Source organism: Caulobacter sp. 05L422 (assembly GCF_056397765.1).
In genome coordinates, this window is sequence record NZ_JBFTOB010000017.1 from 22,834 (window position 1) to 41,803 (window position 18,970).

The following is an 18,970-nucleotide window of genomic DNA, read 5'->3' on the forward strand; positions in this document are numbered from 1 at the left end:
GGCTTGCCCTAACACCCCGGACCTTCAACGCCCGCAAAGGGCCGAGGTCGGAGGGGTTCCATGTTCATCCAATCTGCTCGCCATGCCTTGCTGGCGGCCAGCGCGCTCGGCGTGCTCGCGTTTGCATCGATCGCCCAGGCCGCGGACGCCCCCGCGCCGGTCGCCGCGCCGCTCGCCGCCGAGCCCGCCGACGCCGTCGAGCAGCTGCTGGTCACCAGCCTGTCGACCACCCGCTCGGCCGTGCAGCTCAGCGGCTCGGAAATGCAGAAGATCCTGCCGGGCCTGTCGCCGCTGAAGGCCATCCAGACCCTGCCGGGCGTGCTCTATGTGACCGCCGACCCGTGGGGCAACAACGAGCAGAACACCTCGCTGTTCATCCATGGCTTCAACGGCCAGCAGTTGGGCTACACCCTGGACGGCGTGCCGCTGGGCGACCAGAGCTACGGCAACTACAACGGCCTGTCGCCGCAGCGCGCGGTGATCAGCGAAGTGGTCGGCAAGGTCATCCTGTCATCGGGCGCGGGCTCGCTGGGCACCGCCTCGACCAGCAACCTCGGCGGCGCCGTCGAGACCTTCACCAATGATCCGCGCGCCGAGTTCGGCGGTCAGTTCAACGAGACCCTGGGCAGCTACGACACCACCCGCACCTTCGTGCGCCTGGACACCGGCACGTTCGCCGGGAACAACGCGCTGTACCTGGCTTACGCCCACCAGGACGCCCGGGCCTGGGACTTCCGCGGCCACCAGGGCGGCGACCAGGCCAACCTGAAATACGTGCGCGACGGCGACGCCGGCAAGCTGACCTTCTATCTGTCTTATTCCGACAAGATCGAGCCCAACGAAGACGGCACCACCCGCTACTTCCCCAGCCGCGCGGGCAAGCCGACCGACGCCTACCAGCCCTATACCCGCCCGTTCTTCTATCCGGACTTCCACGCCGCGCTCGACTATCTGGACGCCGCCGGCAACTACCCCGCCTCGGAAGGCGAGAACTATCGCAACTACTTCAGCGCAGCCCAGCGCACCGACTATCTGAGCTACCTGCAGTACGACGCCAAGCTGTCGGAAAACGTCACCTGGTCGAACCAGGTCTACTACCACGACGACCACGGCCGCGGCATCGTCGCCGGCCCGATCCGGGTGGCGGGCCTGCCGGCCCTGTTCAACTTCTACTTCCCGAACCAGAACCTGAAGCAGGTGTTCGGCAACTCGGGCTACGCCACCCGTACGACCGAGTACCAGATCGACCGCCTGGGCGGCATCTCGACCCTGAAGGCCACGGTCGGCGACCACCAGATCGAGGCCGGCTTCTGGTACGAGCACAACAAGTCGTCGGCCTATCGCCGCTGGTACCCGTTCGACGTCAACCATCCGACCACGCCCTACGACGTGCCGACCGGCTGGCTGATCACCCAGTACGGCAGCGAAATCGACAACAAGGTCTACCAGTTTTACATCCAGGATCAGTGGCGCATCCGCGACGACCTGGTGCTGCAAGGCGGCTTCAAGAGCAGCGTGCAGGACGCCACCGGCGCGGTGCCGGTGCAGCCGATCGTCGGCTCGCTGGTCAACTCGACCGGCCTGCCGGTGGGCAATATCGAGACCAAGGAGTGGTTCCTGCCGCAGCTGGGCGCGGTCTGGACCTTCGACGCCGGCCTGGAGGCCTTCGTCAACGTCCAGAAGAACCTGCGCCACTTCCAGACCTATGGCGGCGGCGGCCTGTCGCCGTTCAGCTTGGGCAGCCAGGCGGCGTTCGACCAGTTCAAGAAGAGCGCCGAGCCGGAAACGGCCTGGACCTACGAGGCCGGGGTGCGCGGCAAGCGCGACGTCGCCCTGGGTCCGATCACCAGCGTCGACGGCCAGCTGAGCGTCTACCACACCGACTTCAGCAACCGCCTGCTGGGCGTCGCCCCGTCGGCGGCGGCGATCTCGATCGTCGGCGGCGCGGCGATCGTCCAGAACGTCGGCGCGGTGAAGACCGACGGCGTCGACCTCGCCCTGACCCTGGAGCTGGGCGACCACTTCTCGTTCTACGACGCGGTCTCCTACAACCGCTCGGTCTATCAGGACGACTACACCAGCGGCTCGACCACGGTCGGCGGCGTGGTCACCCCGACGATCGTGCGCATCGCCGGCAAGAAGGTGCCCGGCAGCCCCGAATGGATGAACAAGTTCGTGGCCAGCGCCAACTTCGGCGCCTTCGAGGCCCAACTGATCGGCGACTTCGTCGGCGAGCGGTTCGCGACCTACACCAACGACCTGAAGGTCGACAGCTACATGCTGCTGAGCCTGCAGGTCAGCTACGCTTTCCAGACTCCGGCCAGCTGGCCGATCAAGGACCTGAAGCTGAGCGCCAACATCACCAACCTGGGCCAGGAGAAGGGCGACCTGAACGTCACCGTCTCGCAGCCGGCCGGCAGCTACTCGACCTTCCCCATTCCGCCTCGCCAAGGGTTCGTGACCTTGTCGACGCGGTTCTAGGGCTGAGCGGCTCGCCGCCGATCCTCCCCTTTTGGTCGGCGAGCCACGCTCGCGTCGAACGCCTCGGACCTCGTGTCCGGGGCGTTTTTCGTTGGGCGCGGCTCGATACTTAGGCAATCGACAAAGTATCTCTTGACGCCCGGCGCGCCGTGTAGATACTTAGGCACATGCCTAACCAACAACCCTCGCTCGACCTGATGTTCCAGGCGCTGGCCGATCCCAGCCGGCGGATCATCGTCGAGCGGCTCTGCGCCGGCCCGGCCTCGGTCAGCGAACTGGCCCAGCCCCTGGCCATGTCCCTGCCCTCGGTGATGCAGCACCTGCAGCTGCTGGAAGGCAGCGGCCTGATCCGCTCGGAGAAGGTCGGACGGGTGCGGACCTGCCGTCTGGAGCCGGAGGCGCTCAGCGCCGCCGAGACCTGGATCAACGAACGCCGCGTGCTGATGGAACGCAAACTCGACCGCCTGGGGGAGTATCTGCGCGCCACGGCTGGCGACGAAGAAGACTGACCTTCAAATTCAAGAGGATAGGATCATGACCGAACGTTCCGTCGTCCACGCCACCTTCGTCATCAACAAGGTCTACGACGCCTCGCCCGCCCGGGTGTTCAAGGCGTTCTCCAACTCCGAAGCCCGCGACCGCTGGTTCGTGAAGTCCGAGGGCTGGCCCGTGGCCGAGTACAGCTACGACTTCCGGGTCGGCGGCCAGGAGCGAGGCCGCTTCAGCCCCGACGGCAAGATGGAGATCATCAACGAGACGACCTACTGGGACATCGTCCCCGACCAGCGGCTGATCATGGCCTACGCCATGGACATCGACGGCAACCGCATCTCGGTGTCGGTCGCCACGATCGAGATCAAGCCCGAAGGCAAGAAGACGCGCCTGACCTACACCGAACAGGGCGCGTTCCTCGACGGCTTCGACTTCCCGGCCCAGCGCGAGCAAGGCTGCCGCGAGCTGTACGACCGGCTGGCGGAAGAAGTCGAACGCGAAGGCGCGGAGGCCTAGCGAACGCCCCGCCACGAACTGGGGGACGCGCACCCACCCTCGAGGCTTCGCCGAGCGTCATGAGCGCCGAGGGTGAATGCGCGCCCGACCGATCCACGGAGTAGAAGATGTCCCTGACGCTGCACATGCACCCGCTGTCCTCGTACTGCTGGAAGGCGCTGATCGCCCTCTACGAGAACGACACGCCGTTCGAGGCCCGCGTGCTGGACCTGAGCGATCCCGCGGTGGTCGCCGGGTTCAAGGCGCTCTGGCCGACGACCAAGATGCCCCTGCTGTGTGACACGGCGCGGGACCGGACGGTGCCGGAGACCTCGATCATCATCGAGTACCTGCAGACGGCCTATCCCGGCCCCGTCCGGTTCATTCCCGACGATCCTGACGCCGCCCTGCGCACCCGCCTGATGGATCGATTGTTCGACCTCTATGTCATGACGCCGATGCAGGCGATCGTCGGCGACCGGATCCGGCCGGCCGATGTCGCCAAGGACCCCTACGGCGTCGCCCAGGCCCGCAGACAGCTGGCCATGGCCTACGACCTGCTCGAAGCGGAACTTGCGGGCCGCACCTGGGCGGCGGGCGAGGATTTCAGCCTGGCCGACTGCGCGGCCGCCCCGGCGCTGTTCTACGCCAACAAGCTGGCGCCGCTGGGCGAGGATCACCCCAACGTCTCGGCCTATCTCGACCGCCTGCTGGCCCGCCCGTCGTTCGTGCGGGTGCTGCAGGAGGCCGAGCCCTATTTCGCGATGTTCCCGTCCGGGGACTGACCCTTAAGCGGCCCGCGCCCGGCTCGCCGGGCGGCTCGAGGCGCCCTGCCCCGTCTCGAACCGCGCCACCAGCCGGGCCAGTTCCCCGGCCTCGGTGCGCAGGTTCGTGGCGGCGGCGGTGGCCTGTTCGACCATGGCCGCGTTCTGCTGAGTCACCTGGTCCATCTGATTGACGGCGGCGTTGACCTGGTTGAGCCCGGTGGCCTGCTCCTGCGAGGACTGGGCGATCTCGGAGATCAGGACGTCGATCTGCGAGACCTTGCCGACGATGCCGTTCAGGGCCTGGCCGGTGTCGCCGACCAGTTGGACGCCGCGCGACACCTGGGCGGTGCTGCTGGCGATCAGGGTCTTGATCTCCTTGGCCGCCTCGGCCGAGCGCTGGGCCAGGGCCCGGACTTCCTGGGCGACGACGGCGAAGCCTCGGCCGGCGTCGCCGGCACGGGCCGCCTCGACCCCGGCGTTCAGGGCCAGAAGGTTGGTCTGGAAGGCGATCTCGTCGATGACGCCGATGATCTGGGTGATCTGGCCCGAGCTCTGCTCGATCTCGCCCATGGCGGCGACCGCCTCGCGCATCACCTCGCCGGAGCGGGCGGCGTCTTCCCGGGCGCCGGACGCGGCGGACGAGGCTTCCTTGGCGCCGACGGCGCTGCGACGGACCGTGGCGGTCAACTCGTCGAGGGCCGCGGCGGTTTCCTCCAGCGAGGCGGCCTGCTGCTCGGTGCGGCGCGACAGGTCGTCGGACGCGGCGGCGATCTCGTCGGAGCCCGCCTGCAGGCCGCCGGTGGCGGTGACGATGGCGCCCATGGCGTCGCGCAGGCTGTCGATGGCGGTGTTGAAGTCGTCCTTGATCTGCTGATAGCGACCTTCGAACCGGGCTTGGATATCCGCGGTCAGGTCGCCCTTGGCCAGGCGACGCAGGCTGTCGGCCAGGGCCGAGACCACCGCGCCCTGCTCCTCGTCGGCCAGGCGACGCTCGGCCTCGCCGCGCGCCCGTTCCAGCTCGATGTCGGTGACGTCGGTGGCGAACTTGATGACCTTGTAGGGCTTGCCGGTCGCGTCGAGCACGGGATTGTAGGAGGCCTGGATCCAGACCTCCTTGCCGCCCTTGCCGATCCGCAGGAACTTGGCGGCGACGAACTCGCCGCTGTTGAGCCGCGCCCAGAACGCCCGGTAGTCGGCGCCTTGCGCCTCGGCGGGCGGCACGAACAGGCTGTGGTGACGACCTTCGATCTCGGTCGACGTATAGCCCAAGGCGCTCAGGAAGTTCGGATTGGCGCGGATGATCGTGCCGTCCAGCTGGAACTCGATCACCGCCTGCGAGCGGTCCATGGCCGCGACCTGGGCCTCCAGGTCCTGGATCCGCCGCGCCTCGGCCTGGCGGGCCGGCTTCTGACCTGAAAACATTGTCGCCCTCGTTGCCGACTAAATGCAGCTGAAGACGAGCTTTAGGCACAATGATGCTTAATGGCATGCTAATTGGAAAACGGCGCCCGACCACAACTCAAAATGGAACCAGAAATCCCTTGTACGACAAGGGCATTACTCTTTTTGGCCAATTAATGAGGCGTTAATTCCGATTTTTCGGGCGAAAAAGCTCTGCGGGTGTATAGGCACGAGCGGCTAAGCCCCGGAATACAGTATGCCTTTGCGTGATCTCATCTCGGCCCTGGCCGACGACCTGGATGTCGGCGTTGTCCTGACCGACGGCCAACTGTCTCCGCCGGGGCCTCACATCCTGTATGTGAATGCAACGTTTGAGCGCATGACGGGCTTCAACCAGGACGAAATCCTGGGGAAAAATCCTCGGATTTTTCAAGGGCCAGCCACAAGTCTGGCGGCGCGCAAGCGTCTGGCCCGCGCCCTGCGCAACGGCGAGCGGCACAGCACCACCCTGGTGAACTACCGCAAGTCGGGTGAAGCCTATCTCTGCGCCATCGACGTCTTCCCGATCATCGCCGCCGACGGCGCCCTGATCAGCGCCGTCGCCCTGGAGCGCGAGGTCGAGCGCCGGCCCGGACGCCGCCCCACGCCCAAGACCGCCTAGGCCAGGGAGTCGGCCTCCCAGGCCAGGAACTCCGGCGTCTCCAGCAGGCGCTCGCAATAGGCGCCGGCCGGACCGGCGTCGCCATAGTCCGACAGATGGATCCCGTAGGTCCGGAAGCGGCTGGCGACCGGCGTGTAGAACGCGTCGGCGATCGACCACTCGCCCACCAGGAACGGCCCGCCCGAGCGCTTGAGCAGCTGGTTCCAGCGCTCGACGATCTTGCGCACGTCCTTCTGGGTGGCCTCGGAGATCGCCACGACGCGCGGCGCCTCTTCCAGCGCCATCGGGCATTCGCCGCGCAGCGACGAGAAGCCCGAATGCATCTCGGCGGCGGCCGAGCGGCCCAGGGCCCGCAGAGCGGGATCCGCCGGCCACAGCTTCGCGGCCGGAAACTTCTCGGCCAGGTATTCGCAGATGGCCAGCGAGTCCCAGACCACCAGATCGCCGTCCTTCAGCACCGGCACCAGGGCGCTGGGCGAGTGCTTGGCGATCTCGGCCTCCGAGGTCCCGACGTGGCGCAGCTCGACCAGGGTCTCCTTGAACGCCTCGCCCGTATGCTTCAGCGCCAGCCAGGGCCGCAGCGACCAGCTGGACCATTTCTTGGTGCCGACGACGATTTCCATGGCGGACTCCTGATCTGCGAACGGGGGTGGCCATTGGCCTTACCTCGCGCATACAGTCGCCTCAACGATTAGAACAACTGTTCGAGGGAGGTCCGCATGGCGGAAGCCGCGATGCCGTCGCCGGTGATCAATCCTGTTTCGTCCGGCTATCGCCGCTACGCCCTCTGGGTGCTGTTGATCATCTACACGCTGAACTTCCTCGACCGGCAGGTGGTCAACATCCTGGCCGAGCCGATCAAGCGCGACCTGGGCCTGGCCGACTGGCAGCTGGGCATGATGACCGGCCTGGCCTTCGCGATCTTCTACACGGTGCTGGGCATCCCGATCGCGCGGATGGCCGAGACCAAGAACCGCCCGTTCATCATCGGCGCCTCCGTGGCGGCCTGGAGCGCCTTCACCGTCCTGTGCGGCTTCACCCAGAACTTCTGGCAGTTGATCCTGGCGCGGATCGGGGTGGGCGTCGGCGAGGCGGGCTGCACCCCGCCAGCCCACTCGCTGATCACCGACTACGTGCCGCGCGAGAAGCGGGCCGGCGCCATCGCCTTCTATTCGATCGGAACGCCGCTGGGCACGCTGGCGGGCATGGCGATGGGCGGACTGGTGGCCGACGCCTACGGCTGGCGCGTGGCCTTCATGGTGGCGGGCGCGCCCGGCGTGCTGTTCGCCCTGATCGCCGCCTTCACCCTGGTCGAGCCCCGCCGGCAACTGGCCGCCGACATCGCCGCCCGCGCCGCCTCGAAGATCAGCTTCGGCGCGGCCCTGGCGGTGCTGGCCACCAAGAAGACCTTCTGGCTGGTGGCCCTGGCGGCCTCGATCAAGGCCTTCGTCGGCTATGGCCACGCGCCGTTCACCGCCTCGTTCTTCTTCCGCGTCCACGGACCGGAGGTGGCCGAACTGGCCGCCCGTTTCGGGCTGAAGTCGGCCGGCTTCCTGGGCCTGGCCCTGGGCCTGATCGGCGGCACGGCCGGCGTGATCGGAGCCTGGTTCGGCGGCATCCTGGCCGATCGCCTGGGGGCCAAGGATCTGCGGGCCTATGTGATCGTGCCGGCCATCGCCTCGCTGGTGACCATCCCGTTCTACATCCTGGCCGTCAGCGTCGGATCGCCGATGGCGGCGATCGGCATCCTGACCATCCCGGTCCTGCTGGGCACGCTGTGGTACGGGCCGGTCTACGCCACGGCCCAGAGCATCGTCGATCCGCACATGCGGGCCACGGCCTCGGCGGTGCTGCTGCTGATCATCAACCTGATCGGGCTCGGCCTGGGACCGGTGGCGGTCGGGGCGCTGAGCGACCTGCTGGCCGGACCGGGCGGACTGGGCGAGGCGCAGGGCGTGCGCTGGGCCCTGATCCTGTCCACCCTGCTGGGCCTGGTGGCGTTCGGCCTGTTCTGGACCGCCCGCAAGACCATCCGCGAGGAGATGGTCGCCTAGCGTCGGGGCGACAGGGTCGCGGCCCTCGGAAAACAGTAGGCCCAGGGATGGGCCTCGACCGGACCGTGGTCCGACGCCAGATCCAGGGCGCGGTGCGATCGGGCGCGGTTCAGCTCGGCGAACGAGACGATCTCCGCGCTGCGGGGCGGCGCGTTGGGTTGCGGGCGGGACAGGGCGTGCATGGCGGACCTCCTGATGACGACCGTCTGACGCGGCCGCTTGAAGCCGCCAGTAGAGACCCGTCGGCCTGAACGGACATGGGCGCCGTCGTTGTCCGCCATTCATCTTCAGGCCGCAAAACCGCGCTGATCGCCTTGCGGCGTTTCCCCTCTGGCCTTGCGGCTTCCGTTACGTCTATGGTCGGCCCAACGATTAGAACAAATGTTTGAAGGGAGAGGCCCAGGATGGCGCAGGCGAACACGCCTGGCGGCGCGAAGCCGCTGTATTCCAATGGTTACAAGGCGACAGTGCTGGCGCTGTTGCTCGCCACCTACACCTTCAATTTCATCGACCGCACGATCATCGCCACCATCGGTCAGGCCATCAAGGTCGACCTCAAGCTGACCGACACCCAGCTGGGCCTGCTGGGCGGGCTGTACTTCGCCCTCCTCTACACCCTGCTGGGCATTCCGATCGCCCGGATGGCCGAGCGCTGGAACCGGGTGACGATCATCTCGGTGTCGCTGGTGATCTGGTCGGGCTTCACCGCCCTGTGCGGCAGCGCCTCCAGCTTCGCCCAACTGGCCCTTTACCGCTTCGGCGTGGGGGTCGGCGAAGCCGGCTGCTCGCCGCCGAGCCACTCGCTGATCAGCGACTATTACGAGCCCAAGAAGCGCGCCTCGGCCCTGTCGATCTATTCGTTCGGCATCCCGTTGGGCACGATGTTCGGGGCGGTGGCCGGCGGCTGGCTGGCCCAGGAGTTCAGCTGGCGCGTGGCCTTCGTGATCGTCGGCCTGCCGGGCATCCTGCTGGCCGTGCTGGTCAAGCTGATCGTCAAGGAACCGCCCCGCGGCCATTCGGAGATCAAGGAGCGCCCGCTCGAGGCCGAGGACGTGGTGGTCGAACCGCCCAAGCCGCCCTTCTCGCTGGCCAATGAGTTCAAGGAGCTGGGCGCGGTCATGGCCGTGCTGTTCGGCAAGTGGCCGGTGCTGCACATGATGCTGGGCGTGACCATCGCCTCGTTCGGCTCGTACGGCTCGGGCGCGTTCGTGCCGCCCTATTTCGTCCGGACCTATGGGCTTGGCCTGGCCCAGGTGGGCCTGATCGTCGGCCTGATCGGCGGTTTCTCGGCCGGGGTCGGCACCCTTGTCGGCGGCTTCCTGACCGACTGGTCGGGCAAGCGCAGCGCCAAGTGGTACGCCCTGGTGCCGGCCATCGGCCTCTTGATCTGCACCCCGATCTACATCGCCGCCTACCTGCAGACCAACTGGCAGACCACCGCCCTGATCCTGCTGGTCCCGGGCATCTTCCACTACACCTACCTGGCCCCGACCTTCGGCGTGGTCCAGAACTCGGTCGAGCCGCGTCGCCGGGCCACGGCCACGGCCCTGCTGTTCTTCTTCCTGAACCTGATCGCCCTGGGCGGCGGGCCGGTGTTCACCGGCTGGCTGATCGACCATCTGGCGCGGTTCCACTTCAATCATCCCGAAGCCTCCACGATCTTCCACGCCCTGGGCGGTTCGTTCACCGACCCCGGCGCGGCCAGCTTCAACGCCCAGTGCCCCGGCGGCCTGGCCCCCAAGGGCTCGCCCGCCGACCTGGCCAAGGCCTGCCACGGCGCCATGGCGCGAGCGACGCAGCAGGGCATCATCGTCTCGCTGTGCTTCTACGCCTGGGCCGCCCTGCACTACGCCCTGGCCGCGATCGGCATGGTCAAGCACATGAAGGACCGGGCCGAGGCGCAGGCCTAAGACAAGGCTGGGGACAGGCCCATGGGCCTGTCCCCAATCGTGGACGCGATCTCTCGTCCTCACGCGGTTCACCGCTGAGCTTGATGGGAAAGGTGCGAAGCGCCCGGGCCTCGCCCGGATGATTTGCAGTTGTAAGTACCGTTTCGACGAAGGTCAGACGCTTCGCGCGGCCGTTATCCGGGAGCCTTCGGATCGCGGATTTTTAACCCGCTCCGATGGAAGCCCCCGACGGGCAGGACGTTGGCGCGTCCCGGACCGCATGAGCGATTTCAGCCCATGCCTGCGGCGTCCGCCGATCCTTCACCGCCTGGGTTTCGTCCTGTGTTGCAAGGCACCTGCCCAGGACCGTCGCGAAGGCTGTCACCAAAGACCACCGACGAACGCTTCCCGCTCGACCACCCCCGAAAGCCGCATCGGTCGCCGTACGTGCGCCCTCCCCATGCTCTCAGGTGCAAGCAGTATGGGGGTGGTTCGAAGGGGTGAGGATAAGTTTGGTCGAGAAAAATTAGGCCGTTGAAATCGCTAAGCTTCATTCGCTGAACGCCGAGCATGGACGCTCTTGAACCCTCTCCCAGAGGGAGAGGGGGGGCCCGCCGCGCAGCGGCGGGAGGGTGAGGGGCTGCTGAGTTCAACGGCGTGCCGGCAGGGCGTTCGCGTGAAACCGGACAGGGCGTCACCCCTCTCCCTCCCACGCCTTCGGCGCGGGTCCCTCCCTCTCCCCTCCGGGAGAGGGTGATCAAGACGCCTCCGCGCCCAAGTAATAATCCCCTTCCCTTGACTCCCCCGGCGGACGGGACCAAACGCCCGCCTCATGATCACCCGCTATTCCCGCCCCGAAGCCGCCGCCATCTGGTCCAGCCAGACCAAGTACAAGATCTGGTTCGAGATCGAGGCCCACGCCGCCGACGCCATGGCGGAGCTGGGGGTCATCCCCAAGCTCGCCGCCGAGACGATCTGGGAAAAGGGCCGCGACGCGGTCTGGGACAGCGACCGCATCGACGAGATCGAGCGCGTCACCAAGCACGACGTCATCGCCTTCCTGACCCACGTGTCGGAAATCGTCGGCCCCGAGGCCCGCTTCCTGCACCAGGGCATGACCAGCAGCGACGTGCTGGACACCTGCTTCGCCGTGCAGCTCAGCAAGGCCACCGACCTCTTGATCGAAGACGTCGACCTGATCCTGGCCGCCCTGAAGCGCCGGGCCCTGGAACACAAGATGACCGTCTGCGTCGGCCGCAGTCACGGCATCCACGCCGAGCCGATCACCTTCGGCCTGAAGCTGGCCGGCTACTATGCCGAGTTCCAGCGCGCCAAGGAGCGCCTGGCCATGGCCAAGTTCGAGATCGCCACCTGTGCGATCTCGGGCGCCGTCGGCACCTTCGCCAACGTCGATCCGCGCGTCGAACAGCACGTGGCCGACAAGATGGGCCTGGTGGTCGAGCCGGTCTCGACCCAGGTGATCCCGCGCGACCGCCACGCCGCCTATTTCTGCGCCCTGGGCGTGGTCGCCTCGTCGGTCGAGCGCCTGGCCACCGAGATCCGCCACCTGCAGCGCACCGAGGTGCTGGAGGCCGAGGAGCCGTTCGAGGTCGGCCAGAAGGGCTCGTCCGCGATGCCGCACAAGCGCAACCCGATCCTGACCGAGAACCTGACCGGCCTGGCCCGTCTGGTCCGTTCGGCCGTGACCCCGGCCCTCGAGAACGTCGCCCTCTGGCACGAGCGCGACATCAGCCACTCGTCGGTCGAGCGCGGCATCGGGCCGGACGCCACGATCCACCTCGACTTCGCCCTGCGCCGCCTGGCCGGGGTGATAGAGCGCTTCAACATCTATCCCGACAACATGGCCAAGAACCTGGACAAGCTGGGGGGCCTGGTGTTCTCGCAGCGGGTGATGCTGGCCCTGACCCAGAAGGGCGTGTCGCGCGAGGACGCCTATGCCGCCGTGCAGGGCAACTCGATGAAGGTGTGGCGCGGCGAAGGCCGGTTCATCGACTTCCTGAAGGCCGACCCGGTCGTGTCCAAGGCCCTGTCGGACGCCGAGCTCGAGGAGCTGTTCGACTACGGCTACCACACCAAGAATGTCGACGTGATCTTCAAGCGGGTCTTCGGCGAGCAGGCCTAAACTTGCGCCCAGTGGCCCGCAAGGCAGGCTTTCCGGCGGTCGTCGACGCAAGCACCCGCGTCCTGATCCTGGGCAGCCTGCCGGGCGAGGCCTCGCTAGCCGTCGCCCAGTACTACGGCAATCCGAGGAACGCCTTCTGGCGGCTGATGGAGGGCGTGCTCGACACGCCCCTGGTCCCGCTGGCCTACGAGGATCGCCTGGCCGCCCTGCTCTCGCGCGGCGTGGGCCTGTGGGACGTGATCGCCGAGGCCGAACGCCCCGGCAGCCTGGACGCCGCCATCCGCGATCCGGCGGCCAACGACCTGGTCGCCCTGATCGACAGCCTGCCTGCCCTGCGGCTGGTGGCCTTCAACGGCGGCACGGCGGCTAAGCTGGGCGGCCGGCTGATCGGGGAGCGTGTCCCAACAATCGCCCTGCCCTCGTCATCCCCAGCGCATGCCGCGCGGACGTTTGCGCACAAGGCCCAGGCTTGGGGTCAGCTTGCGCCCTGGCTAGGGGACGAGCACCAAACCCCTCTCTCATAGAGAGAGGGAGGGGCCCGCCGCGCAGCGGTGGGAGGGTGAGAGGTTACACCGCCAGCCGGCAGATCACGGTCGTTTCAGCGCCTTCGCAGGGCAGAGGCAGGCTCGCATACGGTCATCAGCGGATATGTCAGAGCTTCGTTCTGAGAGAGTGAAACCTCTCACCCTCCCACGCCTTCGGCGCGGGTCCCTCCCTCTCTCCATGAGAGAGGGATTCGGATCACCCCGCCTTCGCGCCCTTCCAGTTGATCACGTGATAGACCGCGTTCGTCGTCCCGATATTGCGCAGCGCGTGCGGGCTGTTCGACGCGTTGAAGATCACCCCGCCGGGGCCGACCTTCTTCCACACGCCGCCCGACAGGGTCTCGACCTGGCCCTCGCGGATGATCACCAGCTCCTCGTTCGGGTGGGTGTGCGGCGGGTGCGAGCTGGTTCCGGGCTTCAGCGTGGTGACGTGCAGCTCCAGCTCCTCCAGCGTCGCGGTCGGGCCCTTGGCGACCTGGGCGTAGGTTCCCACGTCGGTGTCGTGCGGCTTCATCTCCTCCCAGGGCCAGACCGAGGGGCCGATCAGGGCCGGCTTCGGGGCCTGGGCGACGGCGACGCCCGCCAGGGTCAGGACAGCCGCGCCGGCGGCGATCGCGAGGTCGCGCTTGGTGATCTTCATGTGGCTGTTCCTAGAAGGTGTAGGGCTTGCGCTGCGGACGGCTCAGCAGGGCGTTGGCGGCGTCGTCGCCGATGAAGCGCTCGGCCTTGGGGTCCCAGTGCAGCCGTCGGCCCGTCTTCATGGCCGCGTGGTGCAGCAGGCAGGTCGAGCAGGCGCGGTGGCCGATCTCGATGGGAGCCGACGGCGGCTCGCGGCTGCGGATCGAGACCAGCCAGTCGCCGTGCTGCTCGGTGCTGCGGCGCAGGTGGATCTCGTTCGGACCGATCACGCTGTCCAGGATCTTCGGATCGCTGGCCGCCAACGCCGGGGTCGGCTTGGCGCCGAAGCTGGGGTCGCTGGAGGTGACGGGGGCGTCGCGGGCGACGAAGATCCAGCCCTCGGTCCCGATGAACTTCACGCCGTTGGGGAAGTCGCCCGAGATGTCCATGGTCACGCCGTTGGCGTAGCGGGCGTGGGTCAGGAACTTGCCGTGCACGTTCCACAGGCCGCTCTTGGGGAACTCGGCCGAGCCCCAGATCTCGACCGGACCCGTGTGCTCCATGTCCATGCCCCAGTGGGCGGTGTCGACGTGGTGCGCGCCCCAGCCGGTGATCATGCCGGCCCCGAACTGCTCGCAGCGCAGCCAGCCGGGCCGGTCGAACGAGCCCTGCGGATGGACCCGCAGCTCGGTGTAGTAGGCCTCCGGCGTCGAGCCGAGCCAGGCGTCGTAGTTCAGGTTCGGCGGGATCGGCATCCGCGGCGCCTCGGGGCCCGAAGGGTCTCCCGGCAGGCCGACCTCCACGTGCTTCAGCGCCCCGATCCGGCCGTTGCGGACCAGCTCGCAGGCCCGCAGGAACTGCGGCCAGGGCTTTTGCGAGCGCTGTTGCGAGCCGATCTGCAGGATGCGGTCGGTGGCGGCCACCGCGTCGCTGAGATAGCGGCCCTCGGCGATGGTCAGCGAGGCCGGCTTCTGCAGATAGACGTCCTTGCCCGCCCGCACGGCGTGGACGCCCAGGATGGCGTGCTGGTGATCCGGCGTGGCGATGATCACCGCGTCGATGTCCTTGTTGGCCAGCAGGGCGTGGTGGTCGTCGTAGGCGAGCGCCCCGTCCCAGGTGCGGCCGAACTTCCTGGAATAGGTCTCGTTGACCAGGACCTTGCCGGCCTCGAGCCTTTTGGAGTCCAGGTCGCAGACCGCCAGGATCTGGGCGTGGTCGTACTTGAAGGTCTCGGCCATGTCGTGGCCGCGGGCGATGCGGCCCACGCCGATCACCCCGACATTGATCCGGTTGCTGGGCGCGTTCTGGCCGAACACGGTCGAGGGCACGATCGTCGGGAAGGCCACGGCGGCGGCCGCCCCGGCCTGCAGGACGTGACGACGGGAAAGCTTGCTCATGATCCCCTCCCCGCTCAGGCCGTGACCGGCCGGGTGGCGGTCTTCTGGGCGGTCAGCACCAGTTCGGCGGCCAGCAGGGCCTGGTCCTGGTCCTGGGCGACCGAGGTGCGCTCGACGATGTCGGCGACGAACTGCGGGCCGAACGGCAGGACGACCTGCGAGCAGTCGATGTAGCGGGCCTGCTTCTTGTCGACGATCAGCAGGTGGTTGCCGCCGGGCCGGCCGGTGGGGTCGACGTACTTGCGCAGCTCGATATAGCCCTCGGTCCCCAGCAGGAACAGCCGGCCGTCGCCCCACACGCCCAGGCCATCGGGGGTGAACCAGTCGACGCGGACATAGCCGGTGCCGCCGTCGCCGACCGCGGTCATGTCGCCGAAGTCCTCGAACTTCGGATGGTCCTTGTTGGCCAGGTTGCCGGTCTGGGACGCGACCACCTTGGCCGTCTTGCTGCCGGTGTAGAACAGGAACTGGTCGGCCTGGTGCGAACCGATGTCGGTCAGGATGCCGCCGTAGCGGGCCTTGTCCCAGAACCAGTCGGGGCGCCCGGTCCCGATCCGGTGCGGGGCCAGGTTGACGGTCTGGACCACCTTGCCGATCGCCCCGGCCTGGACCAGTTCGCCGGCCTTGACCGCCGCCGGCACTTCCAGCCGCTCGGAATACATGATCGCGTACTTGCGGCCGGTCTTCTTCACCGCCGCGCGCACCTGGGCCAGCTGTTCCAGGGTGATGATGCCGGGCTTGTCGGCCAGATAGTCCTTGCCCGAGGCCATGACCCGCAGGCCCAGGGGCGTGCGCTGGTCGGGGATCGGGGCGGCGGCGACCAGCTGGATGGACTTGTCCTGCAGGATCTCGTCCTCGCTGCGCGCCAGGGGCACGTCGCCGAACTGCTTGCGGAAGTCGGCGATCTGCTTGGGGTCGGTCGCCAGGAACGAGACCAGCTCGCCGCCGCCCCGCTTCACCGCCGCCGTCATGCTCATGATGTGGTAGTGGTCCAGGCCGATCACCGAGAAGCGGATGCGGTGCTTGGGCGTGGGGTCCATGCCCGGCGCGGCCACCTCCTGGGTCGCGCCCTCATAGGACGCGCCTTGGGCCGGGAAGGCCGACGCCGCGCCGGCGAGTCCCGCCGCCAGCAGAAAGCCGCGCCTGTTGGCCAGATCCTTCATGTCGTCCTCCCGGATGTGGCGGCTTTGGCCGCCTTATGCGTCCACCCATGGTCTGACCATGAGCAGCTAGTCATCAGACCATTGAATTCGCCGGAAGGAAAACGCTTTCACGGCGGGCGCCGCATCAGTCTCTTAGGGCCAGCCTCCACATTACAATGTTTTCATCTGCGCCCGTCCGGCATCTAGGGCAGCATCGAGGTTTGGGGCTGTTTCAGGACCACGTCATGCGCAACATCCTGCTGGCCGCCGTTTCGGCGCTCGCGATTTCATCCACCGCCGCCTTCGCGGCCGATCCGCCCATGAAGCCGATGTACGGCGACTGGGGCGTCGACCTGACGGCCGGCGACAAGTCGGTCTCGCCCGGCGCCGATTTCGACAAGTACGCCAACGGCGCCTGGGCCGCGCGCACCGAGATCCCCGCCGACCAGGGCTCGGCTGGGGTCGGGTACGACGTCTACAACCGCTCGCAGGACCAGCTGCGCACCCTGATCGAGACGGCCGAGCCCTCGACCCAGATCGGCGCCCTCTACAAGAGCTTCGTCGACGAGGCCAAGGTCGAGGCGGTCGACGACAAGCCGCTGAAGGCGGACCTGGCCAAGATCGCCGCGATCAAGACCAAGGCCGACTTCGCCGTCGCCATGGGCCACACCCAGGGCGGGTTCGGCAGCGGGGTGTTCTCGCTGGACATCTATCCGGACGCCAAGAACCCCGAGATCAACACACTGTATATCGGCCAGGCCGGCCTGGGCCTGCCCGACCGCGACTACTACCTGACCGACGGCTTCAAGCCGCAGCGCGAGGCCTACACCGCCTTCGTCGAGCGGGCCCTGAAGATGGCCGGCTATCCGGATCCGGCCAAGTCGGCCGCCGACGTGTTTGCCTTCGAGACCAAGATCGCCAAGGTCAGCTGGGAAGTCGCCGAGCGCCGCGACATCGACAAGACCTACAACCCGACCACCGTGACCGAGCTGAACGGCTACGCGCCCTTCCCCTGGTCGCCCTACCTGGCCGCGGCCGGCATGCCGGGCCTGACCAATGTGGTGCTGGGCGAGAAGACCGCCGTGCGCGACATCGCCAAGGTCTATGACGAGACGCCGCTGGAGACCCTGAAGGCCTGGCAGACCTTCAACGTGATCGCCGAGACCTCGCCCTACCTGTCCAAGCGCTTCGTCGACAGCCGCTTCGAGTACATCAAGGCCCTGACCGGCCAGTCGGCCCTGCGGCCCCGCTGGAAGCGCGGCGTGCAGCTGGTCGACGGCAGCCTGGGCGAGGTGGTCGGCCAGACCTACGTCGCCAAGTACTTCCCGCCCAGCTCCAAAGCCCAGATGGTCGAGCTGATCGCCAACCTGAAGACGGCCATGGCGGCGCGGATCCAGAAGGCCCCGTGGATGAGCCCGGCCACCAAGACCGAGGCCCTGACCAAGCTCAGCAAGATGCAGGTGATGGTCGGCTATCCGGACAAGTGGCGCGACTATTCGGGCCTGAAGCTGGACGTCAACGACCTGTACGGCAACGTCACGGCCAGCCGGCGCTTCGAGTGGGCCTACACGCTGAGCGACCTGGGCAAGCCGGTCGACCACGGCAAGTGGGGCATGACCCCGCAGACCGTGAACGCCTACAACGGCGGGCTGGAGAACAAGATCGTGTTCCCGGCCGGCATCCTGCAGGCGCCCTATTTCGACCCGGCCGCCGACCCGGCGGTGAACTACGGCGCGATCGGCGCGGTGATCGGCCACGAGATCAGCCACGGCTTCGACGACCAGGGCCGCAAGATCGACGCCACGGGCAAGCTGCGCGACTGGTGGACCGCCGAGGACGCCAAGCGCTTCGACGCCCAGGCCGACGTGCTGGGCAAGCAGTACGACACCTACGAGCCGGTGCCGGGCAGCAAGATCAACGGCAAGCTGACCATGGGCGAGAACATCGCCGACCTGGCCGGGCTGCAGGTGGCCCTGGACGCCTACCACGCCTCGCTGGGCGGCAAGCCGGCCCCGGTGATCGGCGGGCTGACCGGCGACCAGCGCCTGTTCCTGGCCTTCGCCCAGTCCTGGCAGGACAAGTCGCGCCCCGACTCGCTCAAGCAGCAAATGGCGTCCGACCCGCACTCGCCGTCGTCGTTCCGCGTGGTGGGCCCCACCCGCAACGTCGACGCCTGGTACGCCGCGTTCGGGGTCAAGCCCGGCGACACCTATTATCTCGCGCCGGAAGCCCGCTCGCGGGTCTGGTAAGCGTTTTCGAGCGAAGTGGACGCCGGTTCGCGTGAAGAAAACGCGACAAACAAAAACTCTAAAATGCAAAAGGGCCGCCCCTCGGGGCGGCCCTTTCAGCATCGAAAGCTCGAAAGCCTTATTCGCCGGCGGCGATTTGGCCGCGGGCCAGGGCCAGCAGCTCGTCCATCTTCCGACGAACTTCGCCTTCACCGACATTGACGCCCGAACCCTTCAGGTCGCCGGCGACCTTGCGCAGGACGTCCTCGTCGCCGGGCTGCTCGAAATCGGACTTCACCACGGCGCGGGCGTACTCCTCGATGGTGGCCAGGCCCATCAGACCGGCCGCCCATTCGCCCAGCAGGCGGTTGCGACGGGCGGTCGCCTTGAATTCCTGTTCCTGCTCCAGCGCGAACTTGCGTTCGAAACCCTGTTCGCGTTCGTCGAAGGTGGTCATGAAAGCCCCAATAGTCTCTGAGCCGGCTGCATATCCCGTGGCGAGCCGCCCGGCAATCGTAAGCAACGCCGCATCCTCGCCGATCCGCTCACAATCCCGCCGATGAGACTAGGGCTGTTTGCGCCAAGGGCCGCGTTCAGCTAGTTTCGAGACGACATTTTTCGTGAGCGGCCTTGAGTCGAACGCCGCGCGCAGCTATC

At 67.5% G+C, this 18,970-nt stretch carries 17 protein-coding genes; 10 read left to right on the forward strand and 7 right to left on the reverse strand.

All coding sequences use genetic code 11. The features are described from left to right. Window positions 1-60 precede the first annotated feature (60 nt). The 4 genes from AC1DMQ_RS16630 (at window position 61) to AC1DMQ_RS16645 (ending at window position 4,253) form a co-directional block, all read left to right on the forward strand. A complete protein-coding gene (locus tag AC1DMQ_RS16630) occupies window positions 61-2,481 on the forward strand; it encodes a TonB-dependent receptor (RefSeq protein ID WP_477034665.1) in 2,421 nt (806 codons plus the stop codon). 167 nt (window positions 2,482-2,648) lie between these two features. Next, window positions 2,649-2,990: an ArsR/SmtB family transcription factor gene (locus AC1DMQ_RS16635; RefSeq protein ID WP_477034666.1), complete on the forward strand. Its 342-nt coding sequence runs from the start codon at window positions 2,649-2,651 to the stop codon at window positions 2,988-2,990. A gap of 25 nt (window positions 2,991-3,015) precedes the next feature. Beyond that, window positions 3,016-3,489: an SRPBCC family protein gene (locus AC1DMQ_RS16640; protein ID WP_477034667.1), complete on the forward strand. Its 474-nt coding sequence runs from the start codon at window positions 3,016-3,018 to the stop codon at window positions 3,487-3,489. Window positions 3,490-3,596: 107 nt separating this feature from the next. Then, the gene (locus AC1DMQ_RS16645; RefSeq protein ID WP_477034668.1) at window positions 3,597-4,253 is read left to right on the forward strand and encodes a glutathione S-transferase family protein; all 657 of its coding nucleotides are present in this window, start codon (window positions 3,597-3,599) and stop codon (window positions 4,251-4,253) included. A 3-nt stretch (window positions 4,254-4,256) separates the two neighbouring features. Here AC1DMQ_RS16645 and AC1DMQ_RS16650 read toward each other — a convergent pair whose 3' ends face one another. Next, the gene (locus AC1DMQ_RS16650; RefSeq protein ID WP_477034669.1) at window positions 4,257-5,657 is read right to left on the reverse strand and encodes a methyl-accepting chemotaxis protein; all 1,401 of its coding nucleotides are present in this window, start codon (window positions 5,655-5,657) and stop codon (window positions 4,257-4,259) included. 235 nt (window positions 5,658-5,892) lie between these two features. Here AC1DMQ_RS16650 and AC1DMQ_RS16655 point away from each other — a divergent pair, with 235 nt between their 5' ends. Next, a complete protein-coding gene (locus tag AC1DMQ_RS16655) occupies window positions 5,893-6,297 on the forward strand; it encodes a PAS domain-containing protein (RefSeq protein ID WP_477034670.1) in 405 nt (134 codons plus the stop codon). Here the strand turns inward: AC1DMQ_RS16655 and AC1DMQ_RS16660 are convergent. Beyond that, entirely contained in the window at window positions 6,294-6,920 is a 627-nt protein-coding gene (locus AC1DMQ_RS16660; protein ID WP_477034671.1) for a glutathione S-transferase family protein, read from the reverse strand. The two genes, AC1DMQ_RS16655 and AC1DMQ_RS16660, sit on opposite strands and share 4 nt — an antisense overlap. Window positions 6,921-7,016: 96 nt before the next feature. Between AC1DMQ_RS16660 and AC1DMQ_RS16665 the strand changes: the two genes are divergently transcribed. Then, window positions 7,017-8,351, forward strand: a complete 1,335-nt coding sequence (locus tag AC1DMQ_RS16665; protein ID WP_477034672.1) for a spinster family MFS transporter — start codon at window positions 7,017-7,019, stop codon at window positions 8,349-8,351. Here the strand turns inward: AC1DMQ_RS16665 and AC1DMQ_RS16670 are convergent. Next, window positions 8,348-8,533 carry a hypothetical protein gene (locus tag AC1DMQ_RS16670; RefSeq protein WP_477034673.1) on the reverse strand — a complete coding sequence of 62 codons (186 nt, stop codon included), beginning with the start codon at window positions 8,531-8,533 and terminating at the stop codon, window positions 8,348-8,350. The two genes, AC1DMQ_RS16665 and AC1DMQ_RS16670, sit on opposite strands and share 4 nt — an antisense overlap. A 222-nt stretch (window positions 8,534-8,755) precedes the next feature. Here AC1DMQ_RS16670 and AC1DMQ_RS16675 point away from each other — a divergent pair, with 222 nt between their 5' ends. The 3 genes from AC1DMQ_RS16675 to AC1DMQ_RS16685 all read left to right on the forward strand — a co-directional run bounded on the left by AC1DMQ_RS16675 (window position 8,756) and on the right by AC1DMQ_RS16685 (window position 12,907). Next, window positions 8,756-10,261, forward strand: coding sequence for a spinster family MFS transporter (locus AC1DMQ_RS16675; RefSeq protein WP_477034674.1), 1,506 nt, complete (start codon window positions 8,756-8,758; stop codon window positions 10,259-10,261). Window positions 10,262-11,072: 811 nt separating this feature from the next. Continuing rightward, a complete protein-coding gene (gene purB / locus AC1DMQ_RS16680; protein ID WP_477034675.1) occupies window positions 11,073-12,383 on the forward strand; it encodes an adenylosuccinate lyase in 1,311 nt (436 codons plus the stop codon). 11 nt (window positions 12,384-12,394) lie between these two features. Next, complete coding sequence (locus AC1DMQ_RS16685) at window positions 12,395-12,907, forward strand: DNA-deoxyinosine glycosylase (RefSeq protein WP_477034676.1); 513 nt, start codon at window positions 12,395-12,397, stop codon at window positions 12,905-12,907. Window positions 12,908-13,124: 217 nt separating this feature from the next. Here AC1DMQ_RS16685 and AC1DMQ_RS16690 read toward each other — a convergent pair whose 3' ends face one another. The 3 genes from AC1DMQ_RS16690 to AC1DMQ_RS16700 are packed head-to-tail and all read right to left on the reverse strand — an operon-like array spanning window position 13,125 to window position 16,106. After that, window positions 13,125-13,568, reverse strand: coding sequence for a cupin domain-containing protein (locus tag AC1DMQ_RS16690; protein WP_477034677.1), 444 nt, complete (start codon window positions 13,566-13,568; stop codon window positions 13,125-13,127). A 10-nt stretch (window positions 13,569-13,578) separates the two neighbouring features. Beyond that, entirely contained in the window at window positions 13,579-14,943 is a 1,365-nt protein-coding gene (locus tag AC1DMQ_RS16695; protein WP_477034678.1) for a Gfo/Idh/MocA family protein, read from the reverse strand. A gap of 14 nt (window positions 14,944-14,957) precedes the next feature. Beyond that, entirely contained in the window at window positions 14,958-16,106 is a 1,149-nt protein-coding gene (locus tag AC1DMQ_RS16700) for a Gfo/Idh/MocA family protein (RefSeq protein ID WP_477034679.1), read from the reverse strand. A gap of 224 nt (window positions 16,107-16,330) precedes the next feature. Here AC1DMQ_RS16700 and AC1DMQ_RS16705 point away from each other — a divergent pair, with 224 nt between their 5' ends. Next, window positions 16,331-18,334: a M13 family metallopeptidase gene (locus AC1DMQ_RS16705; protein ID WP_477034680.1), complete on the forward strand. Its 2,004-nt coding sequence runs from the start codon at window positions 16,331-16,333 to the stop codon at window positions 18,332-18,334. A 118-nt stretch (window positions 18,335-18,452) separates the two neighbouring features. On the opposite strand, the gene AC1DMQ_RS16710 is transcribed toward AC1DMQ_RS16705, so the two are convergent. Then, window positions 18,453-18,770: a DUF1476 domain-containing protein gene (locus AC1DMQ_RS16710; RefSeq protein ID WP_477034681.1), complete on the reverse strand. Its 318-nt coding sequence runs from the start codon at window positions 18,768-18,770 to the stop codon at window positions 18,453-18,455. Window positions 18,771-18,970: the final 200 nt, after the last annotated feature.